At 40.8% G+C, this 20,647-nt stretch carries 16 protein-coding genes, 1 tRNA gene and 1 pseudogene; 13 read left to right on the forward strand and 5 right to left on the reverse strand.

Annotated elements, in window-relative coordinates:
- Positions 1-65 precede the first annotated feature (65 nt).
- Both HXT51_RS05935 and HXT51_RS05940 read right to left on the reverse strand, forming a co-directional pair.
- Positions 66-1,403, reverse strand: coding sequence for an LCP family protein (locus tag HXT51_RS05935; RefSeq protein WP_421776418.1), 1,338 nt, complete (start codon positions 1,401-1,403; stop codon positions 66-68).
- A gap of 188 nt (positions 1,404-1,591) precedes the next feature.
- Positions 1,592-2,860, reverse strand: coding sequence for an LCP family protein (locus HXT51_RS05940; protein ID WP_421776838.1), 1,269 nt, complete (start codon positions 2,858-2,860; stop codon positions 1,592-1,594).
- A gap of 517 nt (positions 2,861-3,377) precedes the next feature.
- Here HXT51_RS05940 and HXT51_RS05945 point away from each other — a divergent pair.
- Both HXT51_RS05945 and HXT51_RS05950 read left to right on the forward strand, forming a co-directional pair.
- Positions 3,378-6,752: a glycosyltransferase family 2 protein gene (locus HXT51_RS05945; protein ID WP_421776419.1), complete on the forward strand. Its 3,375-nt coding sequence runs from the start codon at positions 3,378-3,380 to the stop codon at positions 6,750-6,752.
- Positions 6,739-8,562 (forward strand): DUF5719 family protein, encoded by a 1,824-nt coding sequence (locus HXT51_RS05950; RefSeq protein ID WP_421776420.1) that lies wholly within the window; start codon positions 6,739-6,741, stop codon positions 8,560-8,562. The genes HXT51_RS05945 and HXT51_RS05950 overlap by 14 nt, the downstream gene beginning before the upstream one ends.
- Before the next feature lie 49 nt (positions 8,563-8,611).
- Here HXT51_RS05950 and HXT51_RS05955 read toward each other — a convergent pair whose 3' ends face one another.
- The 3 genes from HXT51_RS05955 to HXT51_RS05965 form a co-directional block, all read right to left on the reverse strand.
- On the reverse strand, positions 8,612-9,040 hold the full coding sequence (locus tag HXT51_RS05955) for a metallopeptidase family protein (RefSeq protein ID WP_415691808.1): 429 nt from the start codon (positions 9,038-9,040) through the stop codon (positions 8,612-8,614).
- Between the two features lie 401 nt (positions 9,041-9,441).
- On the reverse strand, positions 9,442-10,275 hold the full coding sequence (locus HXT51_RS05960) for an HAD hydrolase family protein (protein ID WP_421776421.1): 834 nt from the start codon (positions 10,273-10,275) through the stop codon (positions 9,442-9,444).
- Positions 10,276-10,384: 109 nt separating this feature from the next.
- Positions 10,385-11,236 (reverse strand): ComF family protein, encoded by an 852-nt coding sequence (locus HXT51_RS05965; protein WP_421776422.1) that lies wholly within the window; start codon positions 11,234-11,236, stop codon positions 10,385-10,387.
- A 173-nt stretch (positions 11,237-11,409) separates the two neighbouring features.
- Here HXT51_RS05965 and rph point away from each other — a divergent pair, with 173 nt between their 5' ends.
- From rph to HXT51_RS06020, 11 genes and pseudogenes are all read left to right on the forward strand, one after another.
- A complete protein-coding gene (gene rph / locus HXT51_RS05970) occupies positions 11,410-12,171 on the forward strand; it encodes a ribonuclease PH (RefSeq protein WP_415705979.1) in 762 nt (253 codons plus the stop codon).
- A gap of 35 nt (positions 12,172-12,206) precedes the next feature.
- Positions 12,207-12,893 carry a non-canonical purine NTP pyrophosphatase gene (locus HXT51_RS05975; protein WP_415705981.1) on the forward strand — a complete coding sequence of 229 codons (687 nt, stop codon included), beginning with the start codon at positions 12,207-12,209 and terminating at the stop codon, positions 12,891-12,893.
- 215 nt (positions 12,894-13,108) lie between these two features.
- The gene (locus HXT51_RS05980) at positions 13,109-14,152 is read left to right on the forward strand and encodes a DMT family transporter (protein ID WP_421776839.1); all 1,044 of its coding nucleotides are present in this window, start codon (positions 13,109-13,111) and stop codon (positions 14,150-14,152) included.
- 116 nt (positions 14,153-14,268) lie between these two features.
- Positions 14,269-15,285: a ribose-phosphate diphosphokinase gene (locus HXT51_RS05985; protein WP_421776423.1), complete on the forward strand. Its 1,017-nt coding sequence runs from the start codon at positions 14,269-14,271 to the stop codon at positions 15,283-15,285.
- Between the two features lie 139 nt (positions 15,286-15,424).
- Positions 15,425-15,721: a 30S ribosomal protein S6 gene (gene rpsF, locus HXT51_RS05990; RefSeq protein WP_103084723.1), complete on the forward strand. Its 297-nt coding sequence runs from the start codon at positions 15,425-15,427 to the stop codon at positions 15,719-15,721.
- Positions 15,722-15,876: 155 nt separating this feature from the next.
- Positions 15,877-16,509: a single-stranded DNA-binding protein gene (locus HXT51_RS05995; RefSeq protein WP_103084724.1), complete on the forward strand. Its 633-nt coding sequence runs from the start codon at positions 15,877-15,879 to the stop codon at positions 16,507-16,509.
- Positions 16,510-16,621: 112 nt separating this feature from the next.
- Positions 16,622-16,870, forward strand: coding sequence for a 30S ribosomal protein S18 (rpsR, locus tag HXT51_RS06000; RefSeq protein ID WP_103084725.1), 249 nt, complete (start codon positions 16,622-16,624; stop codon positions 16,868-16,870).
- A gap of 16 nt (positions 16,871-16,886) precedes the next feature.
- A complete protein-coding gene (gene rplI, locus HXT51_RS06005) occupies positions 16,887-17,333 on the forward strand; it encodes a 50S ribosomal protein L9 (RefSeq protein ID WP_103084726.1) in 447 nt (148 codons plus the stop codon).
- 1,100 nt (positions 17,334-18,433) lie between these two features.
- Positions 18,434-19,312: pseudogene (locus HXT51_RS06010) on the forward strand (Mbeg1-like protein); the annotation flags it as partial.
- A 56-nt stretch (positions 19,313-19,368) separates the two neighbouring features.
- The gene (gene truA, locus HXT51_RS06015) at positions 19,369-20,328 is read left to right on the forward strand and encodes a tRNA pseudouridine(38-40) synthase TruA (RefSeq protein ID WP_421776424.1); all 960 of its coding nucleotides are present in this window, start codon (positions 19,369-19,371) and stop codon (positions 20,326-20,328) included.
- Positions 20,329-20,497: 169 nt separating this feature from the next.
- A tRNA-Ser gene (locus HXT51_RS06020) sits at positions 20,498-20,584 on the forward strand.
- Positions 20,585-20,647: the final 63 nt, after the last annotated feature.

A 20,647-nucleotide genomic window follows, 5' to 3' on the forward strand; every position in this document is an offset into this window, starting at 1 on the left:
TTACTATGCTTTTAATCAAAGGCAAGAAAAAACGAGCTATGTGGTTAGAAGTTCAAAAGTTGAATTTACTTTTCCATTTCTGCAAGAGTACCAACAGTTCCAGGCTTGTGCGTTCCTGAAGATAGTGAATCGAAAAGCTTTGTATTTTTATCGTCGTCTAAAAGCACTGAGGATCCTACTCCCGGAACGAAATAATTTGGATCCGTCCAATAAACAGTGCCAGAAATTCCGTTAGGTCCTGTGGCTTCTTTAAAAGCGAATGCCATATCTGCTAAGGACATAGGTGTAGATTTTTCGTCGAATACAAAGGATTTTAATCCTGTTTCTGTAAGTTTTTTCACTCTACCAAAGTTTGTTAGCGTATCTTTTGATGTAGCTTTTTTGATAATCGCAGAAATAACCATTCTCTGTCGTTTTGCTCTACCAAAATCAGATTCAGGATCTTCATATCGCATTCGTGAGAACGCTAAAGCAGTATTGCCATTTGCGTGATGGCATCCAGCTTTCCAATCAAGTCCACTGAACCTGTCTTTTACTGTGCGATTGTAGCAGAGTTCGATTCCTCCAATCGAATCAACAACGTGAGTTAATCCTCCAAATCGTATTTCTGCAACGTGATCAATATGATGTCCTGTAATATTTTCTACAACTTTAGTTAGTGCAGGCTTGCCGAAGAATTGCGCTACAGTGTTGATTTTCATCTTATTGTTATTCACTGATACAAGCGAGTCGCGAGGTATTGAAATAAGCGAGCTGTGCCCGTTTGCCGGCTTTGTTAATACGAGAATTGAGTCCATTCTAAAGCCTGTAATTTCTTTGGCTTCTTCTCCTTCGCGCTGGTCTGATCCTAATATAAGCCATGTTTTTTCAGGAGTGTCATTTGTGTTAGTAAGCCAGTGCGTTTTTTGTATGCGCGAGTCTACCCAATGGTATGTGTTACTTCCTACGATTGCGGCAACTATAAGCGCAATGCACATCAATAGCGATATTGTCATGAGAATGTAATGTTTTTTGCGTTTTTTTGGAATCGCTATTGCTGGATTATTGTTTTCTAAAGGTTTATTTTCGCGTGGGCTATTTGTACGTGGGCTATTTGCGTATGCGTTGCCTGAGTAAGAATTACTTTCGCGTAAGTTGTTTCCTGTGTAAGAGTTATTTCCTGCGTAAGATCCGCTTGCGTAAGATCCACCTGTGTAAGATCTGCTTGCGCGTGAGTTATCGCTAGATATATTGCTACTCGATGCTGTTGCTTTGCGTCTGTTTGAATTTGGTGCAAAGCTAGGCGGAATATTATCGTTTGAATTATTGGAAGGAAGCGGTTGCCTCATTCTACGATTGCGAGAAGGTGCAAAGCTCGGCGGCTGCTCATTATCATAAGAATCGTCTGAATTTGGCCTTGTCATATTCTTCCTTAACTTTTATCTATTTGCTATCTGTATTTTCTTTGCGTTGTTTTCTTTGCGATTACGTATTTTAGAATAAGTTTATGCAAGTATTACTAATAACTAATAATCTAACAATTGCATAATTTAAAATCTAAAATCTAACAATCTAACAATTCAGCAATCCAAACAATCTGAACAATCAACAATCACGATTTAGGCACAGCGCAAATAGTGTTGTTTATGTATTTATCAGCTATACCCATGTAATATCCGGTGTTAGGATCGCGAATAGTGCCATCTTCTGGATTAACAATTCCTCCGGTATTAGGGTCGATAAGTCTGCCTGAACTATCTTTAACTAATCCAGTCTTAGGATTTACAGGACCATATTCAGATTTATGATTCGGAGAATTATTTTGCGTGTTATCGCTTTGGGTATCATCAGAAGACTTTGGATGCGAAGAAGCATTGTGACGTTTATTCGTAAGCGGCCTATTTTGGCGCATTGTCTCCCATACATCTTGAGCAGAGGCATCCCAAACAACACGATTAGGGTTAGAAGGATCGGCAACAATAGGTATTGTTCTTGCGTAAATATGAGAAGTGTCTAATTTGTGTAAGCTCATAGCCAATCCAACTAAAGTTGCAGGATTTGCAAGACCCGAGCTAATATTCAAAGAATTTAAAGCAGATTTAGCCAACTGGTAAAGCTGTCCGGATTCAGTTAGCAAATTCTTAGATAAAGCTTGATGAACAAGCTGCTTTATTAAGTATTGCTGACGAGTTGTACGCATAATATCCGAACCGTCGCTTGCGGAATCGTGACGCATTCTAGCGTATTGTGTAGCTGTAACACCGTTAAGATGTCTCATTCCTCGCTTTAAAGTAACGCCAGTATAAACATCGTGTGTAGTTACAGGAATGCATAAGTCTACGCCGCCAATAGCGTTAATCATTTCGCTCAGGCCATTAAAATCGGCAACAATAAAGTTATCAATATCTAAGCCTGTAAGAGAATTAACTGTTTTAAGCGAGCAGCTTGCCGCTGAAGATAAATCTCCGCCTTGAGCATATCCGTAAGCAAAAATCGAGTTGAACATTACGTGTTCTCGCGCAGGGATACGTCCACGAGAAGTATCGCATTCCGGTGCGTTTACCATTGAATCTCGAGGAATAGAAACTATATTCACATACGAACGATCTGCGCTAATCTGCACAACCATAGCTGTATCAGATTGGTGATTATCTGTTTCTCCATCATGAGCAAAGTTATTATTTTTACCTTCTCGAGTATCTTGACCGAGTAGAAGGAAGGTAATTGGTTTGCCAGCATTAGGATCTATAGGTTCTGAAGATTTTTTGCCACTTGAGCCATAAATAACGTGCACAGAATTATTGCTAATAGTTGTTGAAAAATCCATCCACGTTATTGAAACAATAGTCGAAAAGAAGGTGAGTATTGCAACAAGCGACATGCATACTAAATTCTTCACGCGATTGTTAATACTAAAGCCAAGAGAGTGTCGTGGAGCGGCCAAGCGAGTAACCTTCGTCCTAGCGTGATTCCCGTATACTCTAGGGTGGCGTGAAGTCACCATGGCACCTTCTTTCAGAAGCCAGAATTCTGCAGAAAACAGGGTCTAATATCGTTGTGTTTTTACCGTGTTCTCTGGAGGAATCACGATTAAACACATATCCACATAACTATAGTGCAATCTATTGAAATTATTATATATTGGTCGTCGCGCTTAGTTTTGTGTACTTATAGCGCGTGTTGGTAAACAAACTCGGGGGAGTGTTCTTGGTTTTGTGTACTTAGGTAGCGTGTTGGTAAACAAAAGCAAGAAGGGTTGCTTAGTTTTGTGTACTTAGAGCATACGAAACTTAGTAAGGTCGTCAGCGCTGTCTTCTACTCTGTGTCAGATCCTTCAATTCGCTCGTTTTATTGCAATAAACACTTGTAGTTACATACCCCTTGCGTACACTGTAACTATGGATTCAATAATCGCTGATGTAGATAAGCTCGAACATGACGTTCTTCGCGCTTTTGCTAGTCTTAAAAAAGCAAAGCCTCGAGGTGTTGACTCGTCTATTATGGCAATGATGTGTCTTGAGCGAGATACGCGATTTTATAAGGAAACATTACGCGCTTTATCTGATCAAACAGTGCTCCCAGGCACTATTGTTATAGTCGATTGCGCTAGACGAACTAGCAAAATCAAAAGAGCTAATGTTAGTGTTTGCTGTGCTTCTTCGGCTTTAAGCGACATGATGAATCATGAACTTGCTTATAACGGGCATTATAAAGAGGACTATAAAGAGCATTATAAGAAGGACTATAAAGAGAGCTATAAAGAGCGTGAATATGGTTCATCTTTGGATTCGTATAACAAAAAAATACAGATAATTATTGTTCCTGTAACAGCAGCACGATCTTTTGGCGATGCTATAGATAAAGCTTTACACAAGTTAATGCCATGCACTGGCGTAAAAGCAATGTGGCTTTTACACGATGATTCGCGCCCAGCTGATTCGCATTGTTTGGAACATTTAAGAGAAACATGGCGAAACACTCCAACAGCATCTGTTTTAGGAGCTAAACAAGTTGATTGGGATGGAAAGATTTTACACAACGTTGGAATGTACGCATGGCATCATAGTTTGCATTCTTTAACTGTTGAAGGCGAATTAGATCAAGAGCAATACGATAACAGAGGGGATGTTTTTAGCGTATCTCTTGCTGGAGCGCTTGTTCCGTTAACCACTTGGCAACTTATGCATGGTGTTCAGCCGTGGATGACAACTTTCGGTGAATCTCGTGATTTTTGCCGTCGTGTTTGCTTGAATGGTGGGCGAGTAGTTGTTGTTCCATCTGCTCGAATTGCGCATAGGCGAGCGCGTTTTGAAGGAATCCGTACTCGAAGTGGGGATGCTCGTCCTGAAGAAAAATCAAGTATGATTCACGGTATAGCTGCCTCGCTTAAAGCTTTACAACGTTATCGTTACACGGATATTCGTATCATCTTATGGCCGCTTATTTGGCTTATAAGTGTTCCAGTTTCCTTAATCATGGCTTTGCAATCTTTATTTGTTAAACAGCCTTATATCGCTTTAGTGAGATTGTGGCTTCCATGGCAAGCTTTGTTGCAATTGCCTAGTGCGTTTTTCGTGCGATTCCGCGTCGCTAGATCTACTAGAGTATCTTTAAAGAATTTAAGTGCGCTTGTTGCAGATCGTAAACAAATATCAGTATGGAAAGATCGTTGTGCGGCGTATCTTTCTCAAAAACGTGGTGTATTGCTTGGTCCTCTTGCAAGAAAACATTTGCATAAAAGAATCTTATTGCGCTGGAGCGCTGCATTAGTTGCTGCGTTAGTAGTATTTTGTGCGGTTGCTGTATTTTATGGGCATTCGTGGCGAGAAATTATAGAAGGCTCGACTATTTATACTCAGCAGTGGATTCCTACCGGATCTAGCATGAGCCAATTATGGAAGGCTGCGACTGGCGCGTGGATGCCTGATAGCGGATTTGGTCCGGCTATACCGCCTTCTCCGTTGCTGTTGATGTGGACTATCGCCTCCGCTTTTACATTTGGAAATCCAGGATTAGCTGTTACATTAGCATTCTTCCTTTCGGCTCCAGCAATGTTATTGAGTTTCTGGGCTTTCGCTGGAGTGTTTACAAGATCTGATTCAGTTCGAGTTTGCTCTGGAATTTGCTGGACTGTTTTAGCAATGGCTTTCGGCTTATTTGCTCGTGGAGATTTGCCTATGTTGATCTTCATGGTATTTTTGCCAGCTGCCTTTGCGTTTGCTTTCCACGCTGTTGGAATGTATGTTACAGAAGATCCTGTTAAGCCTGTTCCTTCTACTCAATCTGCTGCCTGTGCTTCATTGTGCTTTATGGTTGCTGTTGCAGCTCAGCCGCAGTTGTTAATAGCTTTGTTTGTAATTTTCGTAGTTGCAATAGTAATGGTGAAGTCGCATAGGCCAATGTTAGCTCTTATGCCTATTCCGTCGATTTTAGTGTGCTTGCCAACTTTAGGAAGTGTTGTTAGATATTACAACGCTGGCATGTGGCGTCAAATATTCGGATCTATGTCTTTAGTTCATAGCGGTATTCAAGGTGTTCCGCGAACTGATGGATATGTTGACATATTATTGCGCGCTTTTAATATGAATGCAGGATATTCAAATGCGGGATATTCTTTTGCTTCTTCATATAATCCGCTACTTTCGCTTCGCGGAATAATTATGATTGTTTTTGCAATCATAGCTGTTGTTATGGCTATTACTTCTCTTGCGCTGCCATTCGCATTGCGTGTTTCGCGCGTAATGTGGGGCGTAATAATATCTGGTATGGTTCTTTCCCTCATTTCTGTAAGAATCGTAGTTGGACAAGATGAGTTTGGGCCTGTTGCAGGTAGTGCTTTGCCTGGAGTAGTGCTTTCAGCTATTGGCGTTTTGGCGTGCATATGCATGGTTGCTGGTCATGCTGTTAGTCGTTTTGAGCCTTTAAAAGTTAAGAATATTAAAGTTTCTGACGGCGTGTATAAAACTCGTGCTGATAGGCGTGCTGCTATGCGTAAATCTGCCGAGTTGGTTTTGAAAAAAATCGCATATTGCGCTAGAGGACTTTTAGCTTGTGGAATATTTGCTATGGCTATTCTATTAGCTATTTTTGCTATTCTTAGCGGACCTTTAAGCTCTGTTAATTCAAGTGATAATGGTTTGCCTATGGTTGTTGTCGATTATCTTAATAAAGACAGTAATCGTAGAGTTTTAGCAGTTCGAGCTATTAGCGATAGAGATGTTGAGGTTGCTATTATGCGTACTTCTAGAGGTGATTCTATTGACGAATCGCCTGCTTTGCGCGTGCGCAACGTTCTATATGGCATGTCTAAAAACGATATTACGCTTTCCAGAACAGTTGCTAAATTACTTTCGCATGCTGATTCTGGTGCTATTTCTACTTTAGAGCAGCTTGGATTTGGCGGTATTTACGTAGTGGATGATTCGTCTCAAGCTAAAAAGTACGCTACAAATTCATTGTTATATGGTGAAAATTTTGCAGATAAATCAGCAACGGATCGTTTTATTACTAATGTGAATGCTTCTGAATCAACTCAGCTTGTTGTAAGTTCACATCAAGGAACGTATTTGCGTTTTGACAATCCTGTTTCTTATAAATCTAAATCTTCGTTCTATTACAATACGCGTCCTTTAGCTTGGAGAAAGTCTTGGATGACAGTTTGTGGAATTGTGTTCATAATGTATTGCTTAGTTGCAGTTCCTCGATTTGGTCAGCATAACGTGTTAGAGCGTGCTGATGATGAGCGAGAGGAGAGTATTGATGAGTTGGCGTAAAAAGGATAGAGAGAATAGCGCGGATAGCGAGAATATCGATAATATCGCGGATATTGCGGATAGATCAGATAGCGCAGATATTGAGAATGTTGAGCGCGAAGATTTAAGTGAAAGCGAAGACCTCAGTGAGAATAATAATCTCAGTGAGAACAATAACCTCAGCGAGAATAAGGATTCTAGCGAGCATAAAGCTTTAGGCCAGCATAGAGATAATTCTCCTGAAACAGAATCTCAAAGAAAGCGTCATCTTCACAATATAGGCATTGTTTTTCTATCTTCTATAAGTGCAATAATTCTTATAGTAGTTTCTCTTATTCTCGCAACTATGCAAATTTATCCAAACGTTGTAGATAGTGGAGTGCGTTCAAGCACTTCCGTAACTCAACAAGTTGGAGCAACAAGCTTAAAAATGGTTTGCCCAGCGCGATTATCAGTGTCTGAATCTTCTGATTACGGAGATAAAGAATATAGAGAATCAGATGGAAACTCTACTTCTATGTCTCGTTTTGCTGCATTTGGGAATGTTTATCGTGCTACTGTACGAAATTCTAAAGATGGTGACGATTCAGCTTCTTCGTTAGATTCTGTTGAAAACAGTGATGATTATGAAGATGGTGAAAATAATGAAAGTGACGAGAGTAAAAATTCCAGCAGCAATATTACTTTTATCGCTTCTAAAAATATAGATAAAGATTCGCAAGTTTTAGAAGGAAGATTATCTCAATCGGATTCTGGAACAGGAATTGCCGCATCCTCCGCTTCATGGTCAACTAATGGGGATCTTCGAGGATTATCTGCATCATCTTGTATTAATGCTACTCGAAGCCAAACTTTCTTAGCTCCCGAAACTGAAACTGGTACGTTAATGCGTTTAGTTTCAGTAAATACTTCGTCTAAGCCAACTATTGTGCAAGTTAGGATGTGGTCTGTTGAAAGTGGAAGTAATTTAATTACTCCATCTACTGGTAGTGCCTTTACTGTGCCAGCTCATAGTGAATCTTATTTTGATATTTCTGCAGCCGCTCCGAATTCTAAAGGCTTGTATATTCAAGTTTTAAGCGAACAAACTCCTGTTGCTTCGTTTATACAAGTGCGTAAAATGCAAGGATTAACTGTTAAAGGCGTGGATGTTATTCAGCCTTTGCAAGCTGATTCAAAGTCTGCTCTTATACCTGGTGTTATTAAATCAGATAACGCAAAGTTATATTTATGGTCTAAAACTACTAGCAAGGTGAATGTATCTTGGGTTGGAGAATCTGGTTCTAAGACTGTTAATAATTTGCTTCTTGAAGGTAAAAAGTTGCAAATAGTGGATCTTGGAAAAGTCCCGGAAAAGGTAAGTGCTTTAAAAGTTGAAGCAAACAATCCTGTTTTCTCTATGGTTTCTATAAATCGTTCTGGCGAATCAGGTCAGGAAGATTTAGCTTTTGCTGAACCGGTGCATTCGCAAGGATATAGCGCTTTAGTCACGCCTGTTAAATCCGAAGAAACAACTTTGTATTTTGCTTCTGCTGACTCTAGCGAATCAACTGTGCACTTGCGTGTTTTTGACGATAAAGGCGCTCTTATAGCAAGAAAAACTTTGGTTGTTCCGGCGGATAGTTCGATTGAATTAGAAGCTAAAGATTTTGGAGATAAGGCTGTTGTGTTTGAAGCTGATTCAAAATCGAAAGTATCTTTTGCTGCGCGTATTCATAAAAAAGAAGTCGATGACGCGCATCTTGCAGGTATAGCGTGGCTTAGATCTCAATCGTTGGAGCCGCAACAAGTTTCTATAAAAGTTACGGAAACGCAAAGAGTAGTTAAATAAGTTTTAAGGCTAGCTTTTTGGCTAGCCTTTCGTTTTGCTTTTACTTTGCTTAAAAACCCCAATCCGGATCTATTTCTTCAGGTCTTCTGCCGTATAGTTGCGCTAATCGCTGAACCATTTCATCTCGAATCGCATAATTTAATTCTGATCTACTTGTGACATGCGTGCATAAAGGCATGCGATAAAGTACGATTCTTGGCGGCATCCCGTGACTTGCGGGGAAGCATTGAGACATTATTCTACGATTATTTTCCCATATGATAGGCTGCGATGGCGGCACGTCTTCTACTGCAAATTGGACGTTTTTCATAAGATCATGCCAGGCTCCGTTAAGCCTACGTATTTGAGAGGCGACCATAGCGTCAAACATTCCGCTTGCAGTTCTATATTTTGGAAGTCTTGTGCCGAACATAGGTGCTCTCATACCGCGTCCATGACGGTTTCTATAGCGGCGTTGATCCCAGATTAAAGTCGTCATATTCTACAATGTAAATTACCCTATAGATTTACTTACCCAACCTGCTTTGCTACCAAGTAGGCAGAGATTTGAGATTTTTCGCTCATGCATTTACCAATGTGTATATACCAGATAGCAGTGAGGGATAAGGATTGCTTGGTCGAGCAATATAAGAGTGGAGCGATTCTAAATAAACTCCCACATAATCCAATCCTATTGGGAATCAAAACTTAACTAAGAATCCAAACACTAGTAGCACAAGCATAAAAACCATGTACCTCACGAGAGCGTAACGTCTGCGAGACAAGTAATCCTTATTCCTCACCGCCACAGCCATATCCTCGTTTGCGATGAGAGAAACTCCGACAACTCAACAACACTAAAATGGATTTTAAAGTACACTCTGTTACCATTTGAGATTCTCAAAGTTTATGTGAAAATCTAATAGCTTTTAGCACTTCTTTGCACAGCGAAAAAGTATCTTGAGGATTCCGTACTTCCACAGCAAGCGCACCGGTGAAGGCTGTAGGATAATCATTCCCACCTTCGCACATACGATCGCCTATGAACACGGTATCCATTACGTCTATTGAGCAAAAATCGGCAAGAGCGAGTAATGCGTGAGCTTTATCATCTCCCATGCAATAAACGTCAACGCTTGTGTCGCCTCCGGAGCGAACGGCAAAATCCGGCAAATCTTTTGCTATTGCTTTAGTTAGCTCATTTTTCAAAAGTCCTTGAGGATCCCATGCTTTTTTGCGATTTGCAGGAGCTTGTTGTCCTAGTGCTGAGAACGTGATTTGACTTCCGCGGTTTTCAATTTGCTCGCCCCACAAATCAGGATCGCCTTTTTCTTTTAGTAATCCTAATTTATGAGCGTGGAAACGTATAACTTCTGTTATTCTTTTTGCATCTTCAGGTGAAATATTATGCGCGTAAACGCAATATAGTTTTCCATCATTGTCAATGCGGTAATATCGCGTGCCGTTTGTTGGCATAATATGGCAATTTTCGAGTTTTACATATGGATTAAGTACGTCTAGAACTTGGCTTTTAACTAATCCTAAGCATCCTCCGGTGATGATTGCGATTGGTTTTATGCACATTAAGTCGCTTAAAATCGAAGCCATGTCTGGTAGCATTGGTTGCCTTGAGCACGCTAAAGTGTTATCTAAATCGAAAGCTATAAGCGATGATTGGGCTATGCGTTGTGCAAGAAAATCCTCATTGCAATCATGCACTATAGCTTCTAACACCGCCGGCTCCTTAGCTTATTAATTAACGCAACTATTAACTATTTCAGTATTACATATAATTTTAATCTTGGAAATTAACTTGCGAATTATGATACATCATGATGAATTATTATGCTATTTTTTGTGGAGTAATCGCCAAAGCAAATCCTGTTAATACTTCTGCGCCGGATTTTCTAAGTGAAATTGCACAGTTTGTCATAGTGGATCCGCTTGTAACAATATCGTCTACTATTATCACTTTTTTGCCTTTTACTAGCGATTTTGTTACGTTAAATGCGTGTGTTGTGCGTTCTGCTCTACCTTTGATTCCAGATGTTTGTACAGATTTATTGCTCACATTTTTACGCATTTGAATAGCGCAGCAAACGCGTGCGTTTATTTTGTTATTGTTTAGATTTGATGCGATTGCTTTAGCGAGTGGTAATACGTGTTTTCTGCCTCGTTTTCGTGATGATTTTTTAGAAGATGGCATTGGAATTATTAGGATTTCATCCGAGTGTTTGCTCGAGCTTCTTCTAGAGCGTGTGATTGTGTTTAAGTGCGTACTTGAGCGTGTATTTGCTATTTTTAATCCTGAATTTGATATCACATTTAAAGCTAAAAAAGATATTAAGTTAGAAAAAGGAGTATCGCATTCAACGTCATTGTGATCTTTCCATAAAAGTATTGCTTTTCTAACGTTGTTTTCGTATAAGCCGCAAGCATATAATTTCCCATATTCGCTTCCAGGAAAATCTTTGCTGTAAATGTTACTTAACGAGTTTTTGCAAGTATCGCATAAAATTTCATCCGGCTTATTGCATCCTGCACATCCTCTTGGAAGAAGTATTTTTGTTATAGATTTCCATAATTCTTTCCAACTAGAGCAAAACCATCCGTGCGTGCGATTGCAAAGAGCGTAAGAATATTGTGCACAAGACCCCAATTCTTGTGCACGCTTTAATATGCGTCCTCCAACCATGTTTTTAGATTATTTACTAATTAATTTCCGGGCAAGAAAATTCTTTTATTGTGGTCGGAAGTTCGTGTATGTGGTCGGAAGTTGTATTTGTGGTCGGAGGTTCGTGCATGTAGTTAGAAGTACGTATATAAATTTTTCTAAGACATACCACTAGCATGGTAAATTTACACATTATGGCTCAAATTAAAGATATGTTGGGATTAGTTACGCCAATTCGCCCAGACGGTCGTGCTGTAGACGAATTACGTCCAGTTAAAATTACGCGCAATTTTACAAGTGTTCCGGAAGGATCTGTATTAATTGAGTGCGGAAATACACGAGTTATGTGCACTGCTACGTTCACAGTTGGAGTGCCACGCTGGCGTAGAGATTCAGGACTCGGCTGGGTTACTGCAGAATATTCTATGCTTCCGCGTGCTACTGCTGAGCGTACAGATCGTGAGTCTGTTAAGGGTAAAGTTGGAGGACGCACTCACGAAATTAGCCGACTTATTGGTCGATGCTTGCGAGGCGTAGTGGATATGAAAGCCATGGGCGAAACGCAAATACAAATCGATTGCGATGTTTTGCAAGCAGATGGTGGAACTCGTACAGCATCTGTAACAGGAGCGTATGTGGCTCTTGTTGACGCGTTGCGTTGGGCTGAAAAAAATAAGCATATTCATTCTGCAGATCGCGTGCTCACTGATTCTGTATCTGCTGTATCTGTTGGAGTAATAAATGGAACTCCTATGCTTGATTTGCCATATATAGAAGATAGTCAAGCTATGACAGATATGAATGTTGCTATGACTGGATCTGGAAACTTTATAGAAATACAAGGTACTGCAGAGCATCGTCCATTTAATCGCGATGAGTTAAACGTGTTATTAGATTTAGCTACTAAAGGAAACGTTGAACTTCAATCTTTGCAGCGTAAAGCACTTGAAAACTAAAATTAATGTTTTAACTTTAAGTAAAAGGAGAGAAAGTGAAATTAATAGTGGCCACGCATAACGAAGGTAAGCTTGTAGAAATTAAGCGTATACTTTCTGAGCAATGTGCAGATTTTGCAAATTGCATTAATCTTGTGACCGCTGGGTCTTTAGGCTTGCCTGATCCTGTTGAAACAGGTGTGACTTTTGAGCAGAATGCACTTCTAAAGGCCAGATTTGTAGCAGGTCTTACTGGCTGCCCGGCAATAGCAGATGATTCTGGAATAATCGTAGATATTTTAGGAGCTGCTCCAGGTGTGCTTTCTGCTAGGTGGAGCGGAGTGCACGGAGACGATCACGCAAATAATTCACTTCTTCTTAAACAACTTGAAGATATACCAGATCCTTGTCGTGCAGCGCGATTCCGTTGTGCTGTGGCTTTAGCAGTGCCAGAAGGATGCGATGAAATAGATCATGAAAGCATAATGAATCATTCTCATGGATTTGAGATTGTGCGATTTGGCGAAATGACTGGGCATCTTTTACACGAGGAACGCGGTGAAAACGGTTTTGGGTATGATCCGTTGTTTGTGCCAGATAATCAGCCTGTAAGAGATGGGGTTCAAATGGAAGGTTTGACTTCTGCTGAGCTTACAGCTGAAGAAAAAAATGCTATATCTCATAGGGGAAGAGCTTTGCGAGCTTTGCTTCCGGAGCTGAAAGCCATGTGCTCTACTAAGTAAGACTTTGCTTTACTAAGTAAGACTTGGCTGGTGAAGCTTTACTTGTGTGGTTTAGCTAGTGGAGTTTGGCTAGTGGAGCTTGGCTGTTGAGTTTGGCAGATGAGTTTGGCAGTGAAGCTTAAAATTAGGTTTAGTGAACCAGGGGGAACGTTATGTCTAAGTTTTTATTGAACAAAAAGTCTTGTGACACATCTTGCGAATCAGATAAAAATATTATGAATCGCAAGGAAGAGGACCTTAATGAAAACGCTTCCGGAAGTTCTTCTGAAAACGCTTCTAAAGTCACCTCTGAAACTGCCTCTAAAACTTTTGATTCATCTAAATCTGCACAGCTTGCCATCTCAAGCTCTCCGGATTCACCTAATCCTGCTTTTAGCTCCTCTGCTCGCACAATATTAATCGGCATGATTCTTACGCTTCTAGGCGGAGCATTATGGGGCACTAATGCGACTGTGTCCAAAATACTTATGGCTGATTACCGAGTAAGCCCACTGCAAATCGCGTGCGTCAGACAGCTTGCTGCAGGAGTTTTATTTACAATAACAGCTAGTTTATGCGCGCGAAAACAATTATTAAGCGCTGCAAAATCAACTAAATCTTGGGGCATGTTCGCTTTAACCGGTATAGTATGCGTTTTACTAACTCAAGTATCATATTTATGGGCAATTGATTGCACTAATTCTGGAACAGCAACAGTATTACAAAGCTTAAATCTTGTTTTTGTGCTTGTATACGTGTGCTTAAGGAATAAGCGGCTTCCTATAATGCGCGAAAATATTGGCGTTTTACTAGCGTTTGTCGGTACTGCTTTAATGGCTACTGGTGGCGATTTTTCAAAGCTTTCGCTGCCTATTATGGGATTAGTATGGGGATTGTTAGATGCTGCTTCTACTGCAGCGCTCGCGATTATGCCAGTTAAACTTATTGCAAAATGGGGAAATTTAACTATTAATGGCATTACTTTTATTATTGCCGGATTGATTTTATTGCCTTTCGTGCGCCCGTGGGAAACGATGCCGCCTCTTGATTGGAGAGGTATTGCGCTTTTCACATTCACTGTTGTAGGCGGTACTTTTGGAGCATACTGGCTGTTCCTTTCAGGTGTTATGCGAGTTGGTGCTGTACGCGGTACTTTGCTTGGAGCAAGTGAACCTGTTATGGCTGCGTTAACTGCTGTTCTTTTTACAGGAGCTGTGTTCTCGTGGGCTGATTTCGTTGGTTTTGCGCTTATTTTTATAATGATGACGCTTTTAAGATAAATTTTGTTTAGCTAGCGCTTGCTTGTTAGCTCGCCTATAAAATCGCCTATTTTTCTCACGACTTGCCCAGCTGGTAACATAAGTATTCGTATGTGCAATTGCGAAGGAAGGCTGATATGTCTACTATTCTTGAAGGTAAACCTACAAAGCAGTTAATGTTGGTAACTGGTAGAGCATACCCACAGCTTGCGGATGAAACAGCACAATACCTTGGCATTGATGTACTTGAAACTACTGCTTACGATTTTGCTAACGGCGAGATGTACGTGCGCTTTACTCAGCCTGTTCGAGGAGCGGACGTATTCGTTTTGCAAGCTCATACGAATCCTATTAACAATTGGATTATGGAACAATTGCTTATGGTTGATTCTTTGCGTAGAGCTTCAGCCAGAAGCATTAATGTTGTAGCTCCATTCTTTGGCTATTCTCGTCAAGATAAAAAGCACCAAGGTAGAGAGCCTATTACAGCGCGATTAATGTTCGATTTGTTCCACGCAGCTGGCGCTACTCGTATTCTTACTGTAGATATGCACGCGGCTCAGGAGCAGGGATTCTTTGATGGCCCTGTGGATCATTTAACTGCTATGCCAGTGTTAATAGATTATGTGAGAAACACTATGAATCTTGATAACGCTACTATTGTTTCTCCAGATGCTGGGCGTATTAAGGTTTCAGAACAGTGGGCTGCTAAACTTGGCGGTTTGCCTTTGGCGTTTATTCATAAAACTCGCGATATAACTCGACCAAATCACGCTGAAGCGCATGGAATTATTGGCGATATTCAAGGACGCGATTGCATTGTTGTTGACGATATGATTGATACCGCCGGCACGATTTGTGAAGCTGTGCGCACTTTAAGTGAAGCTGGAGCTAAGTCTGTTACGCTTGTTGCAACGCATGCTTTACTTTCTGGTCCTGCTGTTGAAAGACTTAAGAATTGCGGTGCGCGAGAGATTATTTTGACTGATACCGTGCCTGTTCCAGAAGAAAAGCGTTTGAAGAATATGACTGTTCTTTCGATTGCCCCACTTTTGGCTGCTGGTATTAGATCCGTATTCCGCTATGGCTCGCTTGTTTCTTTGCGTAATGCTTTGCCTGAAGATATGAAGCAGAGGAATATTTACGCACACTGATTTGTAAATAAGCGTGCTTCCAAGTCTTCGCTTTAAGTTATACTTAGCAGGTTATTCGTGTCTATATGAAATCGCGAATGATTGCAAACACACTCCTGCTGTGGAAATACCATAGCCGATAGTCCGAAGGAGGTGGGTGATGTCTGCACATAAGTATGAACTGATGTTCATTGCTAATCCAGAGCTTGATGAGCGTGGTCTTAAGAAGTTGACCGAGCAATATCTTGAGCTCGTCACCAAAGAGGGCGGTTCTGTTGATGGCACCGATTATTGGGGTCGTCGTAAGCTCGCTTACGAAATCAACGGTTACACCGAAGGTAATTATGCTGTTGTGAATTACACTGCCGAGCCATCTGTTAGCGATGAGCTTGATCGTGTTTTGAACCTTAATGAATCTGTAATCCGTACGAAGATTATTCGTAAGGATGCTAAGTAAACAGTAAATGCGGGTAAATAGCAGTGAAAGTATCTAGTAACTAGTAAATAAAACGATAGCTAGATTTAGAAAATCACTGTTAAAAGTAGATAAGTAAAGTCATATAAATCATATTCAAGTATTTGTGAGATCTTGAGATTAAAAGGGAGACTGATATGGCAGGTGAACCGATTCTTACAGTGGTGGGAAACCTCATTGCAGATCCTGAATTAAGGAATACGCCTAGTGGAGCATCTTTAGCTAGCTTTACTGTGGCTTCTACTCCTAGAACATACAATCGCAATTCTGGCAAATATGAAGATGGCGCTACGTTATTCATGCGTTGCACTGCTTGGAATGATTTAGCAACACATTGTGTTAATAGTATTCACAAGGGTGTTCGCGTAATCGTACAAGGCCGTGTAGTGCAGAATTCATTTGTCGCCAAAGATGGTTCTAAACGAAACACTATTGAAATGATTGTTGACGATATTGGTCCATCATTGCGTTATGCTACTGCTCAAGTAAATCGTATTGCTGCACATTCTGGTTTTGTTGGCAATACTAATGCTGGTCAGCAGGGTAGTGATTCTGGATTCAATAATGGTGCGTATGCTGGCGGCGGATATGCTGGCGGTGCGAATTACGCAAACGCTAATGCAACTGCTAATGGAATCTCCGCATCCATTCCAGGAAATGATGCTTCTGCTGAAGATCCTTGGAGTGCATCTGCTCCTTCAAATGATGGTTTTGCAACCTTTGGTGCAACATCAGATTTTGGCGGTGCAAACGATGAGCCTGAGTTCTAAGATAATCCTGAGTCCTAAATCGTTCTCGGAAATTTCTTAGTTTTCTTATTTGCTTATATTTACTAATAAATATTTAAACATCAGTTAAAACATATTTGAGAGAGGACATCCTATGTCACGCAAAAGGCCGCAACCACCGGTCAAGCCTTTCAAAAAGAAGCCAAATCCTTTGAAGGCTGCCAAGATTACAGAAATTGATTACAAGGACGTTGCATTGCTGCGTAAGTTCGTTTCGGACCGCGGTAAGATTCGTTCCCGTCGTATCACTGGTGTCACCGTACAGGAACAGCGCAAGATCTCGAAGGCCGTGAAGAACGCTCGCGAGATGGCTTTGCTTCCATACGCCACCACCGGTCGCTGATTGAGAGGATAAGAACATGGCTGAAACCAAGGTTATTCTCACCAAGACTGTTGCCAACCTCGGTCACTCCGGTGACGTTGTTGAAGTTAAGGCTGGTTATGCACGTAATTATTTGATTCCACAGGGCTTAGCTTTTGCTTGGAATAAGGGTGCTGCTTCACAAATTGAAGCAATGCGCCGCGCTCGTCTTGCTAAGGCTGTTGCTACCCGTGAAGAAGCTGTTGCTGCTAAGGCTCAGATTGAGGGTACTGTTGTGGAAATCGCTGCTAAGGTTTCCGAATCTGGCAAGCTCTTCGGTGGTGTTTCTGCAGATAAGATTGCTGCTGCTTTGGCTTCCAAGGCTAAAGTTGAAGCTCGTGCTATCAGCGTTGCCACTATTAAGACAACTGGTGAATTCCCAGCAACTGTTGCGTTGCATCCAGAAATCACCGCTTCTTTCACTGTGAAAGTTGTTGCTGAATAGTTTTTAAACGTGTTATAGCTTTCTAACGATTCTGCTTAATACGAGTGATTACGCTTAGAGTGTATTGCGCTTGTTGGCATGATTCGTTAGAAAGCAATCCATTTGGATTGATCTTAAGCATTAACCTCGTGCGTGTATGTAAGTTAAATTACAGCATGCTCGAGGTTTTTATTTATAAGACTTTAAATTATTAGCTTGTCAATTATTATAGAAATATGTCGAATATTCTTGATCTTATAAGCACTGATTTTCGTACTTTTGCGCAGCGGCCGTTTAATGCTACTGATTCTTTAGTTTTTTGCGAACTAGCATATTTACGCATGCCTAAGTCTGTGTCAAATTACAATTCGTCATCAAAAGGAATATCTACTGTTCCTATAACTGATCTGCTTCGAGCAGAAGAATATTCAAACATGTTTTCTTGCGGATCTCCTAAAGTAGACGAGTTCCGTTTGAATTTGTTAATGGCTGTTGTAGCAAATCCAAGATATCGTGGTTTGCGCATTGGAGAGTCGCTTGAGCGTTTCGACGATACTCTTGAACAACAATTTGCTGCTGTGACATTTGATCTTAGCGATTGCGAAGGCATAGATAGTTCTTTCCCAATGGAGCCAATAGTCGCGTCTGATTTTGCGAATAGTTTAGTGAAAAATTGGTTTAACGCAAATTATTCTTCGGAATCTAAAGATGATCTTAAGAAGCATGATTCACCTCAAAATAATTTAAGCAAAAATGATTTAATCAAAAATAACTTAATTAAAAATAATTACGCTGACTTGTATAAAGATTATGCCGATTTGTATAAATCTTCTTCTGACTTGTATAAAGATTCCAGCGTGAACGAATCTGAAAGTAGAAATACTTCTGATAATAATGCAGATGTTAATGCAGATAGTAACGCTGAGAGTAATGCTTCTGATATAAGTGGCGATGATAGTTCCAATTCGTATAACAATAATTCTGATAATAATTCAGTTAAATCAGGGGAAAATCCAGGATTCTTTACGAAGATAGCGCATAAGTTGGGTTGCGCATTATCTAAAATATTTAGCTTCAAATTATTCAAAAAGTCGAAGTCGAAGGAAGCTTATTCGGGCGCTCTTGTAGTGGCTTTCCGAGGCACTGACAATACGCTTGTAGGCTGGAAAGAAGACTTTAATATGGCTTTTCGCTGCCCGATACCAGCGCAGGAATCAGCTGAAGAATACTTGCTTTCTATAGCAAAAAGATCTTCTAAGAAACGATATAATTTGCATAAAGCGGTACCGCGTATTATTGTGGCAGGCCATTCAAAAGGCGGGAATATGGCCGTTTATGCAGCTATGAAGTTGAATTCCGGCAATTTGAACTCTTGTAAGTTAAAGCCGGGCAAGATGAAGCTTGATAAGTTGATCTCTGGTAAGTTTGGCTCTGATAAGTTGGGCTCCGGTAAATTGGACTCCGGTAATAAAAATAAAAATTCTGCAGATAATATTTTGTGCAATCGTCTTGAAAGAGTTTATTCAATGGACGGGCCGGGTTTTGCCTCAGATGTTATTAACATAGATATTTTTTCAGATTTGGTTCCAAAAATCGAAAAAATCGTGCCGTCGTCCGCCTTTATTGGTTTGTTAATGCCTGAAGGTTTGCCTTATAAAGTAACTGAAGCGGATTCTATAGGTCTTATGCAACATTTTGGCATGTATTGGCAAGTTAAGAATGGTGATTTTGCGTATTGTAATTCTGTAACTAAGCGCTCATTGGCTGTATCAAAAGTTGTGAATCGGTGGATGTCTGGCTTTGATTTTGATGAGCGTAAACGCAGAATTGAGAGTGTATATAATGCGCTTTCAAGTTTGGGATATCCTACTTTTGATGAAATATCTTCACATTGGTCTGAGATGCTGCCGAAATTGTGGCATATGACATCGCATATTGACGATAAGTCGCGCTCGCTTTTGCTTGACGTTTTGGCTGCAATTGCTGGTTTCGGGAAGTAAGTAAGTATTTTAGAAGTGTTTGGGAAGTAAGTAATTAACGCTTTAGGGGAGTGATTGTGAGGATTCGCTTGGATTTTGCCTATGATGGCAGCGATTTCTACGGTTGGGCTAAGCAGCCTACATTGCGTACTGTGCAAGGCGAATTGGAATCTGCTTTGCATAAAGTTTTGCGCGTTCCCGAGGGAGATGAGTCAGAGCCTTTAAGGCTTACGGTTGCTGGTCGTACAGATACTGGTGTTCATGCGGCTCATCAAGTTTGCCATTTAGACGTTTCTGAAAGTGTTTTAGAAAATTGCATTGGACACATGTCTTGTGATTCGTTAAGCGCGCTGGAGTATCGTTTGAGGCATGTATTGCCTGCAGATATTGCTATTCATAAAGTTAGTGAGGCTCCAGAGGGTTTTGATGCGCGTTTTTCTGCATTAGAACGCACGTATGTTTATAGGATTATTGACAATTCCGGTTTTGCGTTTGTTGATCCGCGCATGCGAGGATTTGTGCTGAAAATTGATTATGCTTTGGACGTTGATGCTATGAATCAGGCTGCACAAATGATGGTTGGCTTGCATGATTTTGGATCTTTCGCACGGCCAAATCCTGGTGGAACTACGATTCGCGAAGTTAAGAAAGCGTATTGGGAGCGGATTGGGGATTGTGGTAAGTCCAATACTTGTGCGCATGAGTGCTGTTCTTCTGTTTCTAATAATTTGGAGTCTGATGCTTTTTATCGCGTGCCTCCTTTGGAACAAGGTTTGCTTGAATTCACTATTGTTGCAGATGCTTTCGCGCATAATATGGTGCGCTCGCTTGTTAACGCGTCTGTGCAAATCGGCATGGGCAAGCGTACTTTAGACTGGTTTGATGAGAAAATTCATAATCCGATTCGAGAGGGTTCGACTGGCCCGATTGCTCCGCATGGTTTGACCTTGGAAAATGTTGCTTATCCGCCAGACGATGAGTTAGGTGTAAGAGCGGATGCGATTCGTGCGCGTCGCGAACTTTCGGAGTTGGGGTGAGTTTGTGATTGCGAGTTGGTGTTAGCGCTCGCGATTCTTTGTGTTGACTAGTTTGTTGACTTGTTTGTTGACTTGTTTGTTGACTTCAGTTGGTTGTCATATTCACAGGTTGGTTTATAATAGAAAAGTTGCATTCGTTTACGCTTTTATTAGAGTGATTCGATGCATTGGATGAATGTCCGAGCGGTCTAAGGAGCACGCCTCGAAAGCGTGTGAGGGTTTACGCCCTCCGCGAGTTCAAATCTCGCTTCATCCGCAAGCAGGGTTTCTAGCAAATCGCTAGAAGCCCTTTTTTCATGCCGAAAACATTTGAAATATT

Origin of the sequence: Gardnerella sp. KA00255 (genome assembly GCF_049244095.1) — a bacterium.
GTDB classification, from domain to species: domain Bacteria; phylum Actinomycetota; class Actinomycetes; order Actinomycetales; family Bifidobacteriaceae; genus Bifidobacterium; species Bifidobacterium vaginale_F.